This is a genomic window from Butyrivibrio sp. INlla14 (genome assembly GCF_900102515.1).
GTDB lineage: Bacteria > Bacillota > Clostridia > Lachnospirales > Lachnospiraceae > Butyrivibrio.
The window spans coordinates 171,215-189,438 of record NZ_FMVS01000003.1; the positions used below are offsets into that span (position 1 = coordinate 171,215).

Annotated in this window: 13 protein-coding genes; 7 read left to right on the plus strand and 6 right to left on the minus strand. The window is 40.2% G+C overall.

Annotated features, from left to right (window positions below; all coding sequences use genetic code 11):
* Positions 1 to 526 precede the first annotated feature (526 nt).
* Positions 527 to 2,308 (minus strand): ABC transporter ATP-binding protein, encoded by a 1,782-nt coding sequence (locus BLO53_RS02060; protein ID WP_092058757.1) that lies wholly within the window; start codon positions 2,306 to 2,308, stop codon positions 527 to 529.
* Positions 2,308 to 4,041 (minus strand): ABC transporter ATP-binding protein, encoded by a 1,734-nt coding sequence (locus BLO53_RS02065; RefSeq protein ID WP_092058759.1) that lies wholly within the window; start codon positions 4,039 to 4,041, stop codon positions 2,308 to 2,310. Before BLO53_RS02065 ends, BLO53_RS02060 begins: the two co-directional genes overlap by 1 nt.
* A 496-nt stretch (positions 4,042 to 4,537) precedes the next feature.
* Here BLO53_RS02065 and BLO53_RS02075 point away from each other — a divergent pair, with 496 nt between their 5' ends.
* On the plus strand, positions 4,538 to 5,530 hold the full coding sequence (locus tag BLO53_RS02075) for an AEC family transporter (protein ID WP_092058763.1): 993 nt from the start codon (positions 4,538 to 4,540) through the stop codon (positions 5,528 to 5,530).
* Positions 5,531 to 5,584: 54 nt separating this feature from the next.
* Here the strand turns inward: BLO53_RS02075 and BLO53_RS02080 are convergent, their stop codons facing one another.
* Positions 5,585 to 6,511 carry an alpha/beta hydrolase gene (locus BLO53_RS02080; RefSeq protein WP_176757118.1) on the minus strand — a complete coding sequence of 309 codons (927 nt, stop codon included), beginning with the start codon at positions 6,509 to 6,511 and terminating at the stop codon, positions 5,585 to 5,587.
* A 140-nt stretch (positions 6,512 to 6,651) separates the two neighbouring features.
* Between BLO53_RS02080 and arfA the strand changes: the two genes are divergently transcribed.
* Positions 6,652 to 8,169 carry an arabinosylfuranosidase ArfA gene (arfA, locus tag BLO53_RS02085; protein WP_092058767.1) on the plus strand — a complete coding sequence of 506 codons (1,518 nt, stop codon included), beginning with the start codon at positions 6,652 to 6,654 and terminating at the stop codon, positions 8,167 to 8,169.
* 183 nt (positions 8,170 to 8,352) lie between these two features.
* Positions 8,353 to 9,534, plus strand: coding sequence for an aldo/keto reductase (locus BLO53_RS02090; protein ID WP_092058769.1), 1,182 nt, complete (start codon positions 8,353 to 8,355; stop codon positions 9,532 to 9,534).
* A gap of 73 nt (positions 9,535 to 9,607) precedes the next feature.
* On the opposite strand, the gene BLO53_RS02095 is transcribed toward BLO53_RS02090, so the two are convergent.
* The gene (locus tag BLO53_RS02095; protein ID WP_092058771.1) at positions 9,608 to 10,180 is read right to left on the minus strand and encodes a DUF4234 domain-containing protein; all 573 of its coding nucleotides are present in this window, start codon (positions 10,178 to 10,180) and stop codon (positions 9,608 to 9,610) included.
* A 148-nt stretch (positions 10,181 to 10,328) separates the two neighbouring features.
* Here BLO53_RS02095 and BLO53_RS02100 point away from each other — a divergent pair, with 148 nt between their 5' ends.
* Positions 10,329 to 11,654, plus strand: coding sequence for an MATE family efflux transporter (locus tag BLO53_RS02100; protein ID WP_092058892.1), 1,326 nt, complete (start codon positions 10,329 to 10,331; stop codon positions 11,652 to 11,654).
* Here BLO53_RS02100 and BLO53_RS02105 read toward each other — a convergent pair whose 3' ends face one another.
* A complete protein-coding gene (locus tag BLO53_RS02105; protein ID WP_092058773.1) occupies positions 11,655 to 12,074 on the minus strand; it encodes a hypothetical protein in 420 nt (139 codons plus the stop codon).
* 20 nt (positions 12,075 to 12,094) lie between these two features.
* Complete coding sequence (locus tag BLO53_RS02110) at positions 12,095 to 13,639, minus strand: Y-family DNA polymerase (protein WP_092058894.1); 1,545 nt, start codon at positions 13,637 to 13,639, stop codon at positions 12,095 to 12,097.
* Positions 13,640 to 13,673: 34 nt separating this feature from the next.
* On the opposite strand from BLO53_RS02110, the gene surE reads away from it, so the two are divergent.
* Genes surE through BLO53_RS02125 form a run of 3 tightly spaced genes read left to right on the plus strand, consistent with a single transcriptional unit; the run spans position 13,674 to position 18,147 of the window.
* Entirely contained in the window at positions 13,674 to 14,384 is a 711-nt protein-coding gene (gene surE / locus BLO53_RS02115) for a 5'/3'-nucleotidase SurE (RefSeq protein WP_176757119.1), read from the plus strand.
* Positions 14,385 to 14,437: 53 nt separating this feature from the next.
* A complete protein-coding gene (locus BLO53_RS02120) occupies positions 14,438 to 16,699 on the plus strand; it encodes a DUF3160 domain-containing protein (protein WP_092058777.1) in 2,262 nt (753 codons plus the stop codon).
* Positions 16,699 to 18,147 carry a CapA family protein gene (locus tag BLO53_RS02125; RefSeq protein WP_092058779.1) on the plus strand — a complete coding sequence of 483 codons (1,449 nt, stop codon included), beginning with the start codon at positions 16,699 to 16,701 and terminating at the stop codon, positions 18,145 to 18,147. The genes BLO53_RS02120 and BLO53_RS02125 overlap by 1 nt, the downstream gene beginning before the upstream one ends.
* The last annotated feature ends 77 nt before the right edge of the window (positions 18,148 to 18,224 follow it).

Genomic DNA, 18,224 nt, shown 5'->3' on the forward strand with positions numbered 1-18,224 from the left:
CAACGCTTTTTTTAAAGAAAAGTCCCTGACAGAATAATCTTCTGTCAAGGACGAATGTACAATTATACTATCCGCGGTGCCACCTTGAATTCGTAGTAAACTACGCGCTTATTTAAGATACAGATTCTGAATATATCAGACTTCATCATATCTCTGACTACTAACGGGAGTCATCCGTTGCAGAATACTCTGTGCCGTGAACATGCACATTTGACTGCACCCTCGGCGGTCCATTTGAATATGTGTTTCTTACCTATTCTCAGCTTATCAGGCTCTCTGTGAAGGCATCATAGACGTTATCTCCGCTTCATTGGTTTAAAGTATTAAGTTATTAAAATATTACTACTGTACAAATAAGTTGTCAACAACCAAATTTTTTGTTTTTTCATTACATGATTCAGAGTCAGACTCGGAAATTTGCAATTTCCTCGTTGACGAATTCTCGTCAAATGGATAATATCCGAAATACATCTATATAAGCAAGCTTATTATCTGTATTTCGGACATTATCCGCTTGATTCTGAATCTACGCAAACTGCGCCATGTAAAGGTCGTAGTAGGCACCACGCTTTGCTATAAGCTGGTCGTGATTACCACTTTCCATAATGCCACCATTGTTTATAACAAAGATGCGGTCTGCATTCTTGATAGTAGAAAGACGGTGGGCAATGACAAAGCTGGTCCTGCCCTTTAAAAGAGCCTGGATACCCTTTTGAACAAGAAGCTCAGTATGGGTATCTATACTACTTGTAGCCTCATCAAGAATGAGAATCTTAGGCATAGAGATCATAGTTCTTGCAAAGGCAAGGAGCTGTCTCTGACCAATTGAAAGGCCAGCACCACGCTCTTTTAACTCAGTATCATAGCCTTTTTCAAGCTTCATGATAAAGTCATGGGCGTTAACTGCCTTAGCAGCTGCAATCATATCCTCTTCAGTGGCATCAAGATTTCCGTACATAATATTCTCACGAACAGTTCCGTGGAAAATAAAGTTATCCTGAGTCATAATACCCATCTGCTTTCTAAGGCTGTTAATAGTAACATCAGTAAGGTCATGACCATCAACCCTAATCTTACCCTTTTGAATATCATAAAATCTGCTGATAAGGTTTACTATTGTTGTCTTGCCAGCACCAGTAGGACCAACAAGAGCAATAGTTTCACCAGGGTTAACGGTAAAGTTCACATTATTAAGAACCTTAGTCTCAGTTTCTGTGCCTTCGTCGTAGGTAAATCCAACATTCTCAAAGCTTACCTGACCTTTAATTTCGGGCAGCTCTGTCGCATCTTCTTTATCTACTATTTCAGCCTTAGTATCAAGAATATCAAATACCCTTTCAGCTGCTGTGATATTAGTGATCAGCTGATTATAGTAATTGGATAGACCCATGATAGGACTCCAGAACATACTGGAATAGCTTGCAAAAGCAGTGATAAGTCCGATAGATGCAGAAGTATAGCCAAGAAGCCTTACTGCTACAAGATATAAGACCATGCTACTGATAGCCCAGCTCATATCAATTGATGGACCAAAAAGGTCAGCAGCTCTGCAGGCAGATATATAGGCATCTCTGTGAGCATTAGCCAGTTCTCTAAAGGTCTTCTTGGTCTCATCCTCTGCATGAAAGCTCTGTACAACAGAGATACCTGCTATGTCCTCGTGAACATAAGCATTCATATTTGATGATTTCTTACGTACATCCTGCCATCTCTTGTGGTTAACATTACGAATCCAAAAGATACTTACGACCATCACAGGGAGTGATGCAAAGCATCCAAGAGCAAGTCTCCAATCCTTAATCAGCATGATGATGACTACGCCAAATACTGTAAGAAAATTTGGAATGAGATTTGTAATGGTATTGGCCATTACATCCTTCATTGAATTAACATCACCAATTATGCGGGCAAGTATCTTACCTGTAGGTCTGTTGTCAAAAAAGGTAAAAGACAAGGTCTGGATGTGTTCATACAGTTCCTGACGAATGTCCAAAAGGACCTTGTTTGCAACTTTGTTCATCATGTACATACGAACTTTTACAAAAAGAATATAGGCAACTCCAAGAATTACAATGATTCCGGCAATTGTTAAGAGTCCAGGTATATTCTTGTTTGCAACATGTACATCAATTGCATATTCAATGAGAAGAGGGCTGACAAGGCTGATAAATACAGTAACTGCCAGCGAAATAAGAACTGGTATGATCTCTGGAATATGCGGTCTAAGATAACGGATAAGGCGGGCAAAGATCTTTCGCCTGTCCGTGTTTGACATTTTCTCATCTTCACGAAATGAGTTAGCTGCCATTACGCACTCACCTCCATTTCAGCGGGAGCTCCATATTGTGCGATATACGTGTTGTAGTAGAGCCCCTTCATTTTTAGTAATTCTTCATGAGTACCGCGCTCTGCGATGCGACCATTATCAAGATAGATAATCTCATCAGCATTTCTTACAGCTGATATTCTGTGGGCTACGATAACCCTGGTAGTACTCTCTATTTCATCAAGAGTCTTCTGAATCTCAGACTCTGTCTCCATATCAAGTGCTGAAGTTGAATCATCAAGCACAAGAATAGGTGCGTTCTTGGAGATTGCCCTTGCTATACTGATCCTCTGCTTCTGTCCGCCAGAAAGACCAACACCTCTCTCTCCAATAACTGTCTTGTAAGTATCATCAAGCTTTTCGATGAAATCACTAGCCTTGGCCTTATCAGCAGCATCTTTGATCTCTTCCATTGTCATGTCATCCCGCCTACCCATGCGGATATTTTCCTCGATGGTATCAGAGAAAAGAAATACATCCTGCATTACAACAGCAGTTGCCTCGCGGACCTGTTCAAGCTCCATTTTTTCTATGTTGTTACCATCAAGTCTGATATTTCCTTCCGTAGGATCATAGAATCTCTGGAGAAGATTTATGATAGTAGACTTACCAGAACCAGTCTGTCCCATGATTCCAAGAGTCTTTCCAGGTTCAAGCTTAAAGCTGATGTCTGAAAGAATCTCTTTTTCTCCAAGAGTCAAAGACACATGATCAAACTCCACTGCGCCCTTTACAGATTCTACATGCACAGGATTCTCTGTGATATTAAGTGTTGAATGCTCGCTATAGATCTTTTTGATCTTCTTCATAGAAGCGAGAGAGCTGGAAAACTCGTTAGTGATCCAACCAAGCTCCTCCATAGGCCAGGTGCAGTTTCTGGCATAAATAACATAAGCAGTAAGAGCACCAAGAGTCATATGACCATTGATAACAGCGATTCCGCCAAGTACAGCGCAGGCTACTGGAAGAAGAGTTCCTGCCAGCATAAATACAGGGTAAAACTTAATAAGAGCCTTAGCCTCCTCCATGTTGAGGTCATAGTATTTCTTGTTATGTTTAAAGAACTTCTTGATCTCGTAGTCTTCTCTTGCAAAGGCCTTTACAGTTCTTACTCCTGCAAGATTCTCCTCAGCTGTTGTAGTCATCTCGGCATTCTCTTCACTGATGGCATCATAGACCTTATCAAGCTTTCTTTCCATAACAATAGCTGTTGTTCCGCAGATCACCATAAAGGTTAATGGCAAAAAAGTCAGCGGCACATTTATAGAGAACATGAAGTAGAGGATAAGCACTGAGTTGAGTGTTACCTCCATTCCTCTCATTGCCACCATTCCAACCAGCTGAAAAATTTTATCTATGTCATCCTTTACCCTGGCCATAAGTTCACCAGTGCTGGAATCATCGAAATAGTCAAGAGAAAGACTCTGAATATGATCAAAGAGATCCTTTCTCATCTCAGTTCCAATAGTGATGCAGTTCTTGTCAAAGGTAAATTCTTTAAAATAGCCAAATACACTTCTGCCGACGCCAATGAGGATTATGGCTAAGAGCAGAAATGGAAAGTAAGTAAAATTCTGGCCAATGATTACTTCGTTAACGATACGTTCTGTTACTTTAGGGAACATCATGTCAAGGGCAATAGCAATGATCATAAAAAGTATTGCCATTGTGTATGTTGCCCAGTGCTTCCGCACATAACTTCCAAGTGTTGTCATTTTCCCTCCCTTGTTGCTAAAAACAGTTAATAGTTTCTTCAATCTCTCCTCAGGTGCAAATTTGTGATGCATAAAAGAAAAAAAGTTTCTAAAATGCATAAAAAAATCCCAGGTAAACAATTCACATTTACCTGGGAACACACGTCACAAAAAAGTATTCAGATTAAGTTACTACAAAGTAGCCTTTATCTAAAAACCGCAGCCCGAGGTAAAGTGATAGCAAAAAATGTCGCTTTTGCAAAAAATAAATTCGCCACTCTGTTTGTCATAGTTCCTTACCTCGCTTTCTTTAATATTTATCAACTCGTAGCTAAGTTGATATGCCAATGATTGCACAATTAAATTTCATTGTCAACGAAATTTTTTGAAATTTAATACATTTCTAATAAATGCAAATAGCCAAAAACATGTAATACCTTGCGTAGTGCAAACAATTGCGCTTTAATATTTTTGTATTTACCTCTTACAGAAAGGACATAGTTAAGCAAAAGAAAGCATGGATAACCTGATCTTTAGTCTCAATGCCACTCTGCCAATATTCTTACTGATGGTATTGGGCTACGTATTTAATAAACTGGATATAATCAATGAAAAAGCAGCTTCCTGGATGAACAGATTCGTTTTTAAGATAGCACTTCCAGTTCTTTTATTTGAGGATTTGGCAGAGCAGGATTTTGCTGGAACCTGGGATGGCAAATTCGTTCTATTCTGCGTAATTGCAACGCTCTGCAGCATTTTCCTCATAACCCTTATTTCCAAACTGCTGGTAAAAAATAAGTCTGAGCGCGGAGAGTTCATACAAGGCTCCTACCGCAGTAGTGCTGCTTTACTTGGTATTGCCTTTATCCACAACATATATGGAGAAGCAAGCGTAGGAATGGCACCGCTTATGATAATTGGAAGTGTGCCTCTTTATAATATCTTTGCAGTTACGATACTAATGCTGACAGCCCCCAAATCTGTTGTCATTGGAAGATATACAAGTGAGGACAATGATTCGGAAACTGTGCGAAGGGAACTTATCAGGAAAACACTGCTTGGAATACTAAAAAATCCCATACTCATTGGTATATTCTGTGGCCTTATCTGGTCACTCATAAAGCTTCCTATGCCTAAGATCATGGGAGTTATGGTAAAAGATATAGGCGCACTGGCCACACCAATGGGACTCATGTCCATGGGGGCAACCTTTGAATTTAAAAAGGCAGCTAAAAAAATAAAGCCAACCATTGCGGCAAGCTTTATCAAATTATTTGTTTTAGTTGGTCTGTTCATGCCTGTTGCAGTAAAGATAGGATTTAGAAATGAGCAAGTGATCGCACTTCTTGTAATGCTTGGATCAGCGACCACTGTATCAAGCTTTGTAATGGCCAAAAACATGGGACATGAAGGAACACTTAGTAGCAGCATTGTTATGATGACAACCTTTGGATGCTCATTTTCTCTGACATTCTGGCTTTTTGTACTAAAAACTCTAAATATCATATAAACGAAAAATCCCACTGCGGTCGAAACCTCAGTGGGACTTACTATCTTCAAATACTCAAAATTCAACCTTAGCAAGGAAACTGTCAATCTTGTTCCAGTAGTTAACAGGATCCTTTACCACTCCTTCAATATGGCCAGCTCCTAAGATCATGCAATACTGCTTGGGACAGTTTGCTGCCTCATAGAGCCTTGAACACATATGTGGATCAATAAATGTGTCATCATCTCCGTGAATAAAAAGAGTTGGTGTCTTTGAATTCTGCACAGCTTCAATAGGATTAACCTCGTTGATATCATAGCCAGCTCTAAGCCTTATGATGACCCTTGATAGGAAAAGAGCTATAGGAACAGGAACAAAGGAACCCTTAAACATCTTGTAGGTATGAGCAAACTGCTCACGAAGAGTTGTATAGGAACTATCTGCAATTGCAGCCTTAACATTCTCTGGAAGATGCTCACCTGTAGTCATAAGAGTTGTGGCAGAGCCCATGCTCATTCCATGAAGCAAAATCCTGGCTTTGGGATCTCTTTTGATGATCCAATGAATCCATTCCATAATATCAAGTCTGTCATCATAGCCATAACCAATATACTTGCCTTCGCTCTTACCAAAGCCCCTAAGATCAGGAAGTAGACAGTTTATACCCTTATCAAGGTAGTGTCTTGCATAAATACCGTTAGTTTCGTGATTGTCCCAAATGCCATGGATTATGATCGCATATCTGTGACTTTCTGAAGCTGCTGGGATGTATGATGCATGGAGCTTTATCTGATCCAAAGCATCGATGTACATGTCCTGTCTGTCTGGATGATTTCTGACAAACATGCGCCCATCAGTGATAGATGGATCAAAGTCCTTGTCATCATCTGTGTGCTGGTGTGGAACGGAAGAAATCTTGTAAATGTAATTGCTAAAAGCATATGCTCCACCAAAAAGTGCAGAGACAATTCCAAGCCTTAGCAGTGTGTTCTTTTTACTCATAAAAAAATATACTCCAATCATTGATACTGTATTATATATTATCATTTTTTTTAGAAAATAATGTGGTTTTTCCATTTTCTTTTTCTAAAGATTGTATTATATTATTCATGTAACATTAAATTATTTTAGAGGTATTTAAAATGAAAAAGGGAAAAGTAGAAAATAAAGTACAGGTTTGTATTGACCGTGACTTTACTATCAGTAAGGTTGATGAGCGTATCTATGGCTCTTTTATTGAGCATCTTGGACGCGCAGTATATGAGGGTATTTATCAGCCAGGCAATAAATTCGCAGACAAGAACGGTTATCGTAAGGACGTTATGAAGCTTATTCAGGAGATCAATGTTCCTATCGTCAGATATCCAGGTGGTAACTTTGTATCATCTTTTAACTGGGAAGACAGCGTTGGTCCCAAGAAAGACAGACCTCGTAGAATAGAGCTTGCATGGGGCGTTGTAGAAACAAACCAGTTTGGACTTGATGAGTTCATGGACTGGTGCAAAAAGTGCAAGACACAGCCTATGTATGCGGTAAACCTTGGAACAAGAGGAATTGAGGATGCCAAGAATGTTGTAGAATATTGTAACAGCAAGGGCGGCACCAAGTATGCAGACATGAGAATCAAGAACGGAGTCAAGGATCCTTACGGAATAAAGCTCTGGTGCCTTGGCAATGAGATGGATGGCCCATGGCAGACAGGACATCTTACGGCTGAGGAATACGGTCGTAAGGCAGATCTTGCAGGACAGATCATGAAGCTTGTTGATCCTACAATCGAGACTGTTGCATGCGGTTCTTCTAACCTTACAATGCCAACCTTTGGTAACTGGGAGAGAACAGTTCTTGAGTGTGCCTATGACAACATCGATTATCTCTCACTCCATCAGTACTATGGTAATGCAGAGCATGATACACCAAACTTCCTTGCAAACAGCGTAGCTATGGATCAGTTCATCAGCCAGGTTGTCAGCATTTGCGATTATGTTAAGGCTGTTAAGAGAAAAAAGAAAGATATCAACCTTTCATTCGACGAGTGGAACGTATGGTACCATTCTAATGAACAGGACAAGAAGCTTGAGAAGTGGGTTGAGCATCCACACCAGCTCGAGGATGTATATAACTTTGAGGATGCGCTCCTTGTTGGCTCTATGCTGATCACAATGCTCCGCCACGCAGACAGAGTAAAGATTGCATGTCTTGCCCAGCTTGTAAATGTTATCGCACCAATCATGACATCTGATACAGGCGCATGGAGACAGACAATCTTCTATCCTTATATGCAGACAAGTGTATATGGACGTGGAGAAGTTCTCAACACAGTAGTTAAGGTTCCAACTTACGAATCCAAGCACGGCGATGCACCTTACGTTGATTGTGTAGTAGTAGCAGATGAAGAGAATGAGACACTTACACTATTTGCAGTTAACAAGAACCTTGAGGAAGATTTCGAACTTACATGCGATCTTAGACAGTTTGCAGATTACAAGGTTGTTGAGCATAGCGTACTCACACATAAGGATCTTGAAGCAGTCAACACAGAAGAAAATCCTGACAATGTTAAGCCAGTTGATGCTACCAAGAATTCCAAGACTACTAAGGGAATCCTTACAAGCACACTTCCTGCACGCAGCTGGAATGTTATCCGTCTCTCTAAATAAATAGATTATTGAAATGAGTGGCTTTCTTAAAGATAAAGAGGGCCACTTCTTTTTTGATAATAAAAATTTTATATAATTAAATTTTACAAAACGAATAAAACGACTTATAATTATCTCGTAAAAGTGCAGATATTTCTGCGAAATATTTTTATCAAAATACTGTTTGTTTCGGGTGAGGAATTTATGGAGTACAGAAAAAATCGAAAAGGTGAACCAATTTCAATTCTCGGATATGGATGCATGCGTTTTTCAACTAATGTTCGAGGAATAGACATCGATAAAGCTGAAAAAGAGATAATGAAAGCCTATGAAATGGGCGTTAATTATTTTGACACAGCATATGTATATTCTGGAAGTGAAGCTGCTCTCGGAGAAATCCTTGAAAGAAACGGGATACGAGAAAAGGTCAACATAGCAACCAAGCTCCCCCAGTATCTTGTAGGAAGCAGAGCGGCCTTGGATAAGTACTTTGAAGAGGAACTTAAAAGGCTTCGCACCACCTATGTAGACTATTATCTCATGCATCACATGACCGCTATGAATCAGTGGGACAAGCTTGAAAAAGTCGGGATCAGGGATTGGATTGAGGAAAAGAAAAAGTCTGGACAGATCAGGAATATAGGCTTTTCCTACCATGGAAATACAGAGGATTTTATTGGGATTCTTGATTCTTACGATTGGGATTTTTGTCAGATACAGTATAACTATGTTGATGAGCATACACAGGCAGGCAAAAGAGGTCTCGATCACGCCGCAGAAAAAGGCATTCCAGTAGTGATCATGGAGCCGCTTCGTGGAGGCAAACTCGTTAATCTCCTTCCCCAGAAGGCAAAAGACCTGATTGCTGAGGCTCCAACTGGCTATACTCCAGCAGAGTATGGCCTCAGATGGCTCTGGAATCAGCCAGAAGTAACCTGTGTACTTTCCGGAATGAATTCCATTGAAATGGTAGAAGAAAACTGCCGTATAGCTTCAAATGCAGAGGCAGGGTCATTTACAGAAGAAGATTTTGCAGTAATTGAAAAGGTAAAAGAAATCATTAGGGAGACAGAGCTTGTAGGCTGTACAGGATGCAGATATTGCATGCCATGTCCTAAAGGAGTTGATATTCCAGCGCTTTTTAGAAGTTACAACCTAACAGCCCTTGAAGGAAAATTTGAAGCAAGATTTGGATACGCCCAGACTGTCGGACTAAAAAAGGATCCAGCATTTGCCACTCAGTGTATTGAATGCGGAAAATGCGAACAGCACTGCCCGCAGAACATACCAATCCGTAAAATGATAAAGGAAGCAGACAAGGTAGTTCGTCCACTCCCTTACAAAATCGGTATTAATGTTGTTAGGAAATTTATGCTCAGAAAATAGTTAAAGAAATAAAAAAGGTATGAGATGTCTTTTATAGACAAATCATACCTTTCTTAAATTCTTTAAAATCTGATTAGTTTGCACCTACAAGGTTGTTGATAGCATCCTGGGCAATGAAGTAATTTACAATACCAAAGCCAACGATACTAAGAACAAGGAAAAGAATTGAAGTGCTTCCATTAGGGTTACCCTTAATGATATCAACCTTCTCTCCCATCTTGTAAGACCAATAGAAATAATAGATGCCACAAGTAATCAGTGAAAATACAAATGCAAGACCACCGGAAGTAGCTTCTGGCTGGTTTGTAATCTGGTTTGTTTCATCTGTAAGGACAATAAACCAGTAAATACCGTAAATTCCGCAGGTTACGATAGTAAGAAGAATTGCAACTATAAGATCTCTTCTCTGGATACCACTTACATTTAACAGGTAAGAATTGTTCTGGTAATTACCCTGAAATCCATTGTTCTGGAATCCATTATTCTGGAAGCCTGCTCCAGCCTGCTGGTTGTTGTACTCAAAACCCTTTGGCTGTTCCTGAGTAAAGTTATTGGCATTTGTATTGCTATCAGGGATAGCTGCTCCACACTCAGGACAGAATTTAGCGCCATCCGTTACTTCTTTTCCACAATTTGGACAAATCATATCTACATCTCCTCTTCTTTAGAAACTAAAAAACATCTTGTTAATTTTATCATATACTAATAATATATCAAATTGGAAACTTGAAAAATTGCGGATATTGTGAAATAAAATAGGAGAATTATCTGTGGATATAAAGATAGACAACAGAATGTTTTATAAAAATCTGCTTAGAATAGCACTTCCAATAGCACTTCAGAGTCTGATGCTTGCTATGGTAGCTGCAGCAGATGCACTTATGTTGGGGCGGGTCACCCAGGAACAGATGACAGCAGTGTCACTTGCTACTCAGGTGCAGTTTGTGCAAAATATGTTTATCTTCTCTTCTACTACAGCAGGAGCCATTTTGGGAGCTCAGTACTGGGGAAAAGGTGATAAAAAGACTCTTCAGAACATCTTTAATCTGATGCTGGTTTCAAGTGAAATAATATGCATCATTTTCTTTTTAATGTGCGAATTTATCCCAGGAAAACTCATGCATATATTTGCATCAGATCCGCAGCTTATTGCTATTGGAACAAGCTACCTTAGGATTGCTGGCTGGTCATACCTTCTTGTTGGAATATCTCAGAGCTACCTGTCCATAATGAAAGTTACAGAGAACATAAAAGAAGGGGCACTTATCAGTTCAAGCGTAGTCATAATGAATATTCTTCTCAACGCTGTATTTATTTTTGGGCTTCTTGGAGCGCCTAGAATGGAGGCAAGAGGAGCCGCTCTTGCAACAACCATTTCAAGAGTTATAGAACTAGTCTTCTGCATAGTGATCTCATTCAAGCCATCCTATATAAGGCCAGCTCTTTCAAGACTCTTTGCTATTCCACTAAGTCTTACAGGGGACTTTATGAAGCAGTATCTTCCGCTTCTTGGAGGGTCACTGTGCTGGGGAATAGGCTTTACTTCTTATACTGCTATCATGGGACATCTTGGAGTTGATGCTGCTGCAGCCAATTCTATAGCAGCTGTTGTAAGAGACCTGATATGCTGCATGTGTAACGGAGTAGGAAGTGCTGCGGGAATTATTGTTGGAAACGAACTTGGAGCTGGAAAGCTGGACGTAGGTAAAGCTTATGGAATTAAGCTAAAGAATATATCCTACGTTATTGGATTTATTTCTACAGCCCTGGTTTTATTAGTAACGCCAATAGTTGTAAAGGGAGTCATACTGACTGATGCTGCCAGAAACTATCTTGTTGGAATGATGATAATAATGTCTATTTACATGATAGGAAGGGCTGTGAACACAGTTACTATAAATGGTGTGCTTGATGGCGGTGGAGATACTCTTTTTGACATGTACAGTCTTATTGTGACCATGTGGTGCATAGCTATTCCACTGGCTCTTGCTGGAGCCTTTGTATTCCACTGGTCTCCACTTTTAGTTTATGCCTGTACCTGTCTTGATGAAGTGGGAAAGATTCCCTGGGTAATGCATCGCTTTAGAAAATATAAGTGGGTAAAAGACCTTACGAGATGATCAGTTAAAATCAATCTCTAAGTTCAAAATGTCTGTAATATCAATTGTAGACTTATCCTCAAGAATAAGGACCTTTTTGATATTGTCGACTCTTTTGACATTGACGCCCTTGGTTACATACTCACCACCAGATTTTAAGTTATCTGGTACAAAAAAAGTTACTTGAACTCTTGCTGATCCAGCTGATGAAATAACTGATAAAAGATTTGATAATGCAAGATCGAGTTCAGCCTTCTTTTCTTCGCTGAGCTCGATTTTTTCTGTTGTAAGTCTTGCCGTCTCTTCTACTGCTTCATCATAGCCTGTAAGGGCAGCAAAGGGCGCAAACTGAGCTGCTCTATTTTCTAGAGACATGGGAGTATGCCGCTTGGATACTGGTCTTTCCATATGTAAAATATCTTTATACTTCTCTATTCCCATAATTATATCCTATATTGCGCTTAGGCCTTGTGACCGCCAATCTGCCTTGCCCTGTCGAGGCCGGTAGCACCCTCTTCAAAGGAGGTTCCTCTTGCTATGGCAGTTTTTCCAAACTTCTTTTGGATTTCTAATGTAGCCTTTTGCAGGGCCTTTTCCTTTGCGTTTTTCTTCTCTTTCTCTTTTGCTGCCTTTTCTTTTTGCTCATAATCAACAAAAAGAGACATCTGTTCAAAGTTATCTTCCCGGGCCTTTGTTGCATCCCCTTCGGACAAGACGTGATTTGCTACGATAGTGACTCGCCTTATGAGTAGGGCCTCGTTGACTTCAGAATCGTAGATACTAAGGGCTGCATCAATAATATCACGTGAAAGGCAGGTAAATTCCTCAAGATTGGCGCTCCCATGGGCATGGACAGGAACAAGACCGCGCCCATAGTAATCTCTTGTTACTTCACCTTTGTACTTTTTTCTGATTTCCGGATCTTTTAGGCAATCAATGTCATAGCCTATAGAAAGAACTATCTGATCAGTTACCTTTCCATCTTCCATAAGATCCATTGCCAGAGCCTCTGCCATTTCTTTTACAATGATCCGCCCCTTATCGAAGGTGTATGGACAATGAAGGACCTGCCCCTGACTTACGCTATTGTTATCAGGCTTATAGGCCTTTACCATTTCCATGGTGCAAGGCTCATATCCCCAGGCATGATCTATAAGAAGCTCAGCATTTATGCCAAAAGCCTTGTATAGAATTTCCTCGTTATAAAAATCTCTGTCTGAGCCGATGCTGCATCTGGCAACATCCCCCATGGTGTAGATACCCATGGAAGCTAGCCTCTTGGCGTAGCCCCGCCCTACTCTCCAAAAGTCTGTTATGGGAGTGTGATCCCACAAAAGCTCTCTGTAGCTGTACTCATCAAGTTCTGCAATCCTGACACCGTTTTCATCTGCATCAACATGCTTGGCCACAATATCCATTGCAACCTTGGCCAAATAGAGATTTGTACCAATCCCAGCTGTAGCAGTGATCCCAGTGGCATTCATAACATCTTTTATCATGGTTATAGCCAGCTCTTTAGGCGTTTTGCCATAAATCTTAAGATACTTGGTCACATCCATGAAGACCTCGTCAATTGAGTAAACATGTATATCCTCTGGAGCAATGTAGCGAAGATAGATCTGATAGATACTGGTACTAATCTCCATGTATCTGGCCATTCTGGGAACTGCGGCTATAAAGGAAAGCTTTAGAGATGGATCCTTGGAAAGAAGCTCTGCATCATCCGATTCTCCGGTGAATTTATGTCCGGGAGCATAGCGCAGCCTCTCGATATTAACCTCTTTTACCCTTTGAGTAACTTCAAAAAGCCTTGCTCTCCCTGGAATTCCATACTTTTTAAGAGATGGAGAGACTGCAAGACAAATAGTCTTTTCAGTTCTGCTCCTGTCAGCCACTACCAGGTTCGTAGTTAGCGGATTTCTGTGGAGATCCTGACATTCAACAGATGCATAAAAAGACTTCAGATCTATGGCTATATAGTATTTTTGATTTTTTTTTGCTACCATTGTCATATATACATTTTACTGTAGGAGAACCATTATGAGAATACTAATCACTAATGATGATGGAATAGAATCTGATGGAATAAGGAGACTTGCTGAGTCGGCAAAAGAGTTTGGTGAGGTCTGGGTAGTAGCTCCTGAGAGCCAGAGAAGTGCTGCTTCTCACAGCATAACATTAAGGCATCCGATTGATGTTCATCCATTTCAGCTTATGGAGGGAGTCCGTGCCTTTTCATGCACAGGAACTCCGGGGGATTGCGTAAGAGTTGGGATACTTAACATAATGCCAGAAAAACCTGATATAATTATGTCTGGAATTAACTTTGGCTACAATGTAGCATCAGATATCCAGTATTCAGCAACTGCCGGTGCCGCATTTGAAGGAGAGTTTCAGGGAATACTATCAATTGCGTTTTCTGAGGGTATGAATGGCTGTCATGAGGTTACAGACAAATACCTAAAAGAGATAATGGCTGAACTTATTGATAAGCCCTACGTTCCTGGCCAGATATGGAACGTAAACTTCCCTCATTGTAAAGCAGGCGAGTGCAAGGGAATACTAAGAGACAGAAAGGTTTCAAGGAAGTCTTTTTATACTGATAGATACAAGGCTGTAGAGGAATTTTCAAATGGCGGTGTAAGCCTTATGGTTGATGGCATTTTTAGTCCTACAACTGAGGAAGGTACAGATATAGGCGCCGTACTGGATAATTATATTTCTATTGGAGTAGTTAAAAACATTAGCTGAAGTAAGTTTCAGTTACAAGTGACATCATGTTGTAGCGTTAATAGGAGGTTGTTATGAAAAAAAGAGTATTAGCAATGTTACTTGCTGTAACCATGGTTACAGGCTGTAGTCTGACTCCCAAAGAGCCAGATACTAGTACTGATGTGGAGAATTCAGAGACAGTAAGCAGCACAGATGAGTCTACCGGCAAAGAGAAAGAGGACGAAGCCAAGACAGATACAGAGGTAGTTCCCGTGTCAACATCTGGAAGAACAAGCCTTTTAGGTGTTGAGGAAGTAATCTATTATGATCCAGATCTTGTTCCTTCAGTACCAGGCTATAGCGTAAATCCTGATTTTTCTAATGTTGTTTACAATGATAATCAGAAGTGGACTTTGGATCTGGAATACCAAAGTGAATATAACGATGTGCAGAGCCTTAGAAATGCCCTTATAGAAAAAAACTTTGCCGTTGTACATGACGGTGGCTATAGTGAGTTTTTTGATGTATATGAAGGAAACAGATATAGCCAGATTCCAAGCTTTGTTACTGTAGATTCCCTTATGCATACCTACCATCTTTACTTTGCTTACCTTATGAAGCATTCAGAAAAGGACTATTTGTCTGGTGAACTTCAAAAGCTCAGCACAGCAATGCTTGAGAATTCAAAGAACCAGTACGAGGCTCTTAAGGGAAGCGACTGGGAAAGCGCAGCACTTCGCAATTTGGAGTTCTTTTACATAGGAAATAAGCTGCTTGATGAAAGCGTTGCAGCACCTATAAGCGATAGCTCTTTTGACAGCGTGGTAAATGATGAATACAACAAGATCATGGGGGCTGAGGGAATTGCTGTCTGCTCACTCACAAGCCTTAATGAGGATTATTCCCAGTACAAGCCACGTGGATACTATGAGGGAGATGAAATCCTCGAGAAATATTTCAGAGCCATGATGTGGTATGGCAGAATACCTTATGCTCTCGATAACGAAGACATGGTAAAGAGTGCCATTCTGCAGACAATAGCAATTTCTGAAAGTGGCGATTCCTGGGAGAGTATCTATAAGATAACAAGCTTCTTTGCGGGAGCTTCTGATGATCCTGGATACACAGAAATGTCTGATATAGTAACTCTTAGTTATGGAGCAGGAGCAGATGTTTCAAAGCTTGCAGATAACAAGGATGGATTTGATAAGGTTCTTGCTGCAGTAAAAGAGCTAAAACTTCCTGAGATCAATTCAATCCCTGTAAAGGATGGAGATGACCCAATCATCCCTTCCTTCAGATTCATGGGACAGAGATTTACTATTGATGCAGCAATTATGCAAAGGCTCGTTTACAGCTCTGTAGAAGAAAATTCAAATGGTGATAGGCGTTATCTTCCAGATGCTCTTGATACACCAGCTGCTCTTGGATCAGAGACTGCTCTTGAAATTTTAACAAATCAGGGAGCAACTGATTATAAGAACTATACAGACAACCTGACAATTGTGTCAGATAAGTTCAATAACAGTGATCCACAGTTCTGGAATGCAAGTCTTTATGCTGGATGGCTCAACACCCTTAGACCACTTCTTGAGGAAAAGGGCGAAGGATATCCTTCCTATATGACCAATAGTGAGTGGACCAAGAAAAACCTTGAGACCTTTACTGGCTCTTTTGCTGAGCTCAAACACGACACAATTCTTTATGCAAAACAGGTAATGGCCGAAATGGGTGATGGAGAACAGGAGATTCTGGACGACAGAGGATATGTTGATCCACAGCCTGTTGTCTATAGCAGATTCAAATTCCTTTCTGATAAAACCAAGGAAGGTCTTGAAGGCTATGGAATGCTCAGCGATTCTGGCAAGGAAGATTTGGATAAGCTCTCTGAGATTGCAGGAACACTTTTGACAATTTCAGAAAAAGAGCTTAAAAACGAGGCTCTTTCTGATGAGGATTACGAATTCATCAGATGCTATGGTGGATATCTTGAGCATTTCTGGAGCGAAGTAAATGAAGAGAACTTTGATGAAGCACTTGTTTATAGTTATCAGGCCCCATGTCCAATAATCGCAGATATTGCCACAGATCCAAATGGAACAGTTTTGGAAGTTGGTACAGGAGAAGCAGATGCTGTATACGTAGTATTTCCGATAGATGGAGAGCTCCACGTAGGTAAGGGAAGCGTATACAGTTTCTACCAGTTTGAGACAGGCATCTCAGACAGACTTACTGATAGCCAGTGGAGAGGCATGCTTGAGGGTGGCTATTATGATGATGACTATAACTGGATAGAAGTAGAAAACCCTATCACACAGCCAGAGTGGACACAGAGCTACAGATTAGGTAGATAATGAAAAATCTTTTTCTAAAAAATAAAAAATTTAGATGGCTACTGCTATTCTTCGGAATAGTAGTAGCTATTTGCGTTGTATTGATAATCAGAAAAAACACTATTCCCTCCTGGGTAAAATGGCAAAAAAAGCAGATCAGCATAAGAAAAGGCGAAGATGAGAAGGCTGAGCTGATTCTGGATAAAAAGGCTTTTGCAATTTACGACAGCAAGGGCTATGAAATATTTAGGTCAGATAAAGCTTATAAAATTCAGGATGTTATAGCTGCAGATATTGATAATGACGGGCAGGAAGAAATTCTAGCTATTCTTTGGAAAAAAGGGATTTATGGCAAGCACATGCCATTTTGGAAAAAGACAGATGAAAAGAATTACTCGCAGCATTTATTTATCTACAGATTTGAAAAATCCGGGAATATAGTGCCAATGTGGGGGGCATCCGAGACAGGAATATTGATAAATAGGATAAAAACCTATCACAAGAATTCCTCCATGATAATGTGCGAGTCAGTTGATAAAGAGATCAGTCTCTGGAGATGGAATGACTGGGGACTAAGGCGGGAAAAGAGCGATGTCAGCTTCGTAGCCTTTGGGGATAACCTGATACACATTGAGATTTATGAATACGCAGAACATGAGGAAAATGGTAAATTTGATTTTCTGTATGAGCCATTTAAAGATGAAATCAGAAACGCAGATATAGCAGCCCTTAATGCTGAGACGGTTCTTGTAGAAGATAGGAATCAGGTGAGCGGATATCCGCAATTTGGTTCTCCAAAAGAAGTGGGAGAAGCTATAGCAGATGCAGGCTTTGATATAGCAGCCTGTGCCAATAACCATATTATGGATAAAGGAATATCAGCGCTTGATTATACCTATAATTTCTATCAGTCCAAAGACATTCTGTGTCCGGGGATACAGAAAAGTAGCGACACAAGCTATAAGCCCTATGAACTGATCAGTAGAAATGGCATCAGATTTGCAGTCTTCTCATATACATATGGGACTAATGTTGGGGATATTTCCAAAGTATATCCCTATGCGGTCCACTACTTCCCTCAAGATGATAATCAGGAAAAAGAGCTTTTGGAAGGCTTTGAAAGAGCTAGAAAAGAAGCGGACTTTATCATTGTTTTTGCCCACTGGGGAGAAGAATATAAAAAAGAAGTGACAAAACAGCAGAGAGAAATGGCTGCGCTTTTGGCAAGAGCTGGTGCAGACCTTATTATTGGAAGCCATCCTCATGTTGTTCAGGAAACGGAGACAATAAAAAGAGATGATGGTGGAGAAACTCTTATTTACTATTCTCTTGGTAATTTCAGGGCTAATCAGGGTATGAAAGAGGAAACAAGAACTGGAGGAGAAGCCAAGGTTGTTATTAGTCACACCTGGGACGGAGTTACTATAAAGAGCCATAAACTAGAGCTTATAAGCGCTTTTTGGAAATAATTAACATGAGATTTACTAAAATTGTCAAAAAATAATGCAAATTTATGGGTAAAATTGCAAAATTTAGCAACAGGATA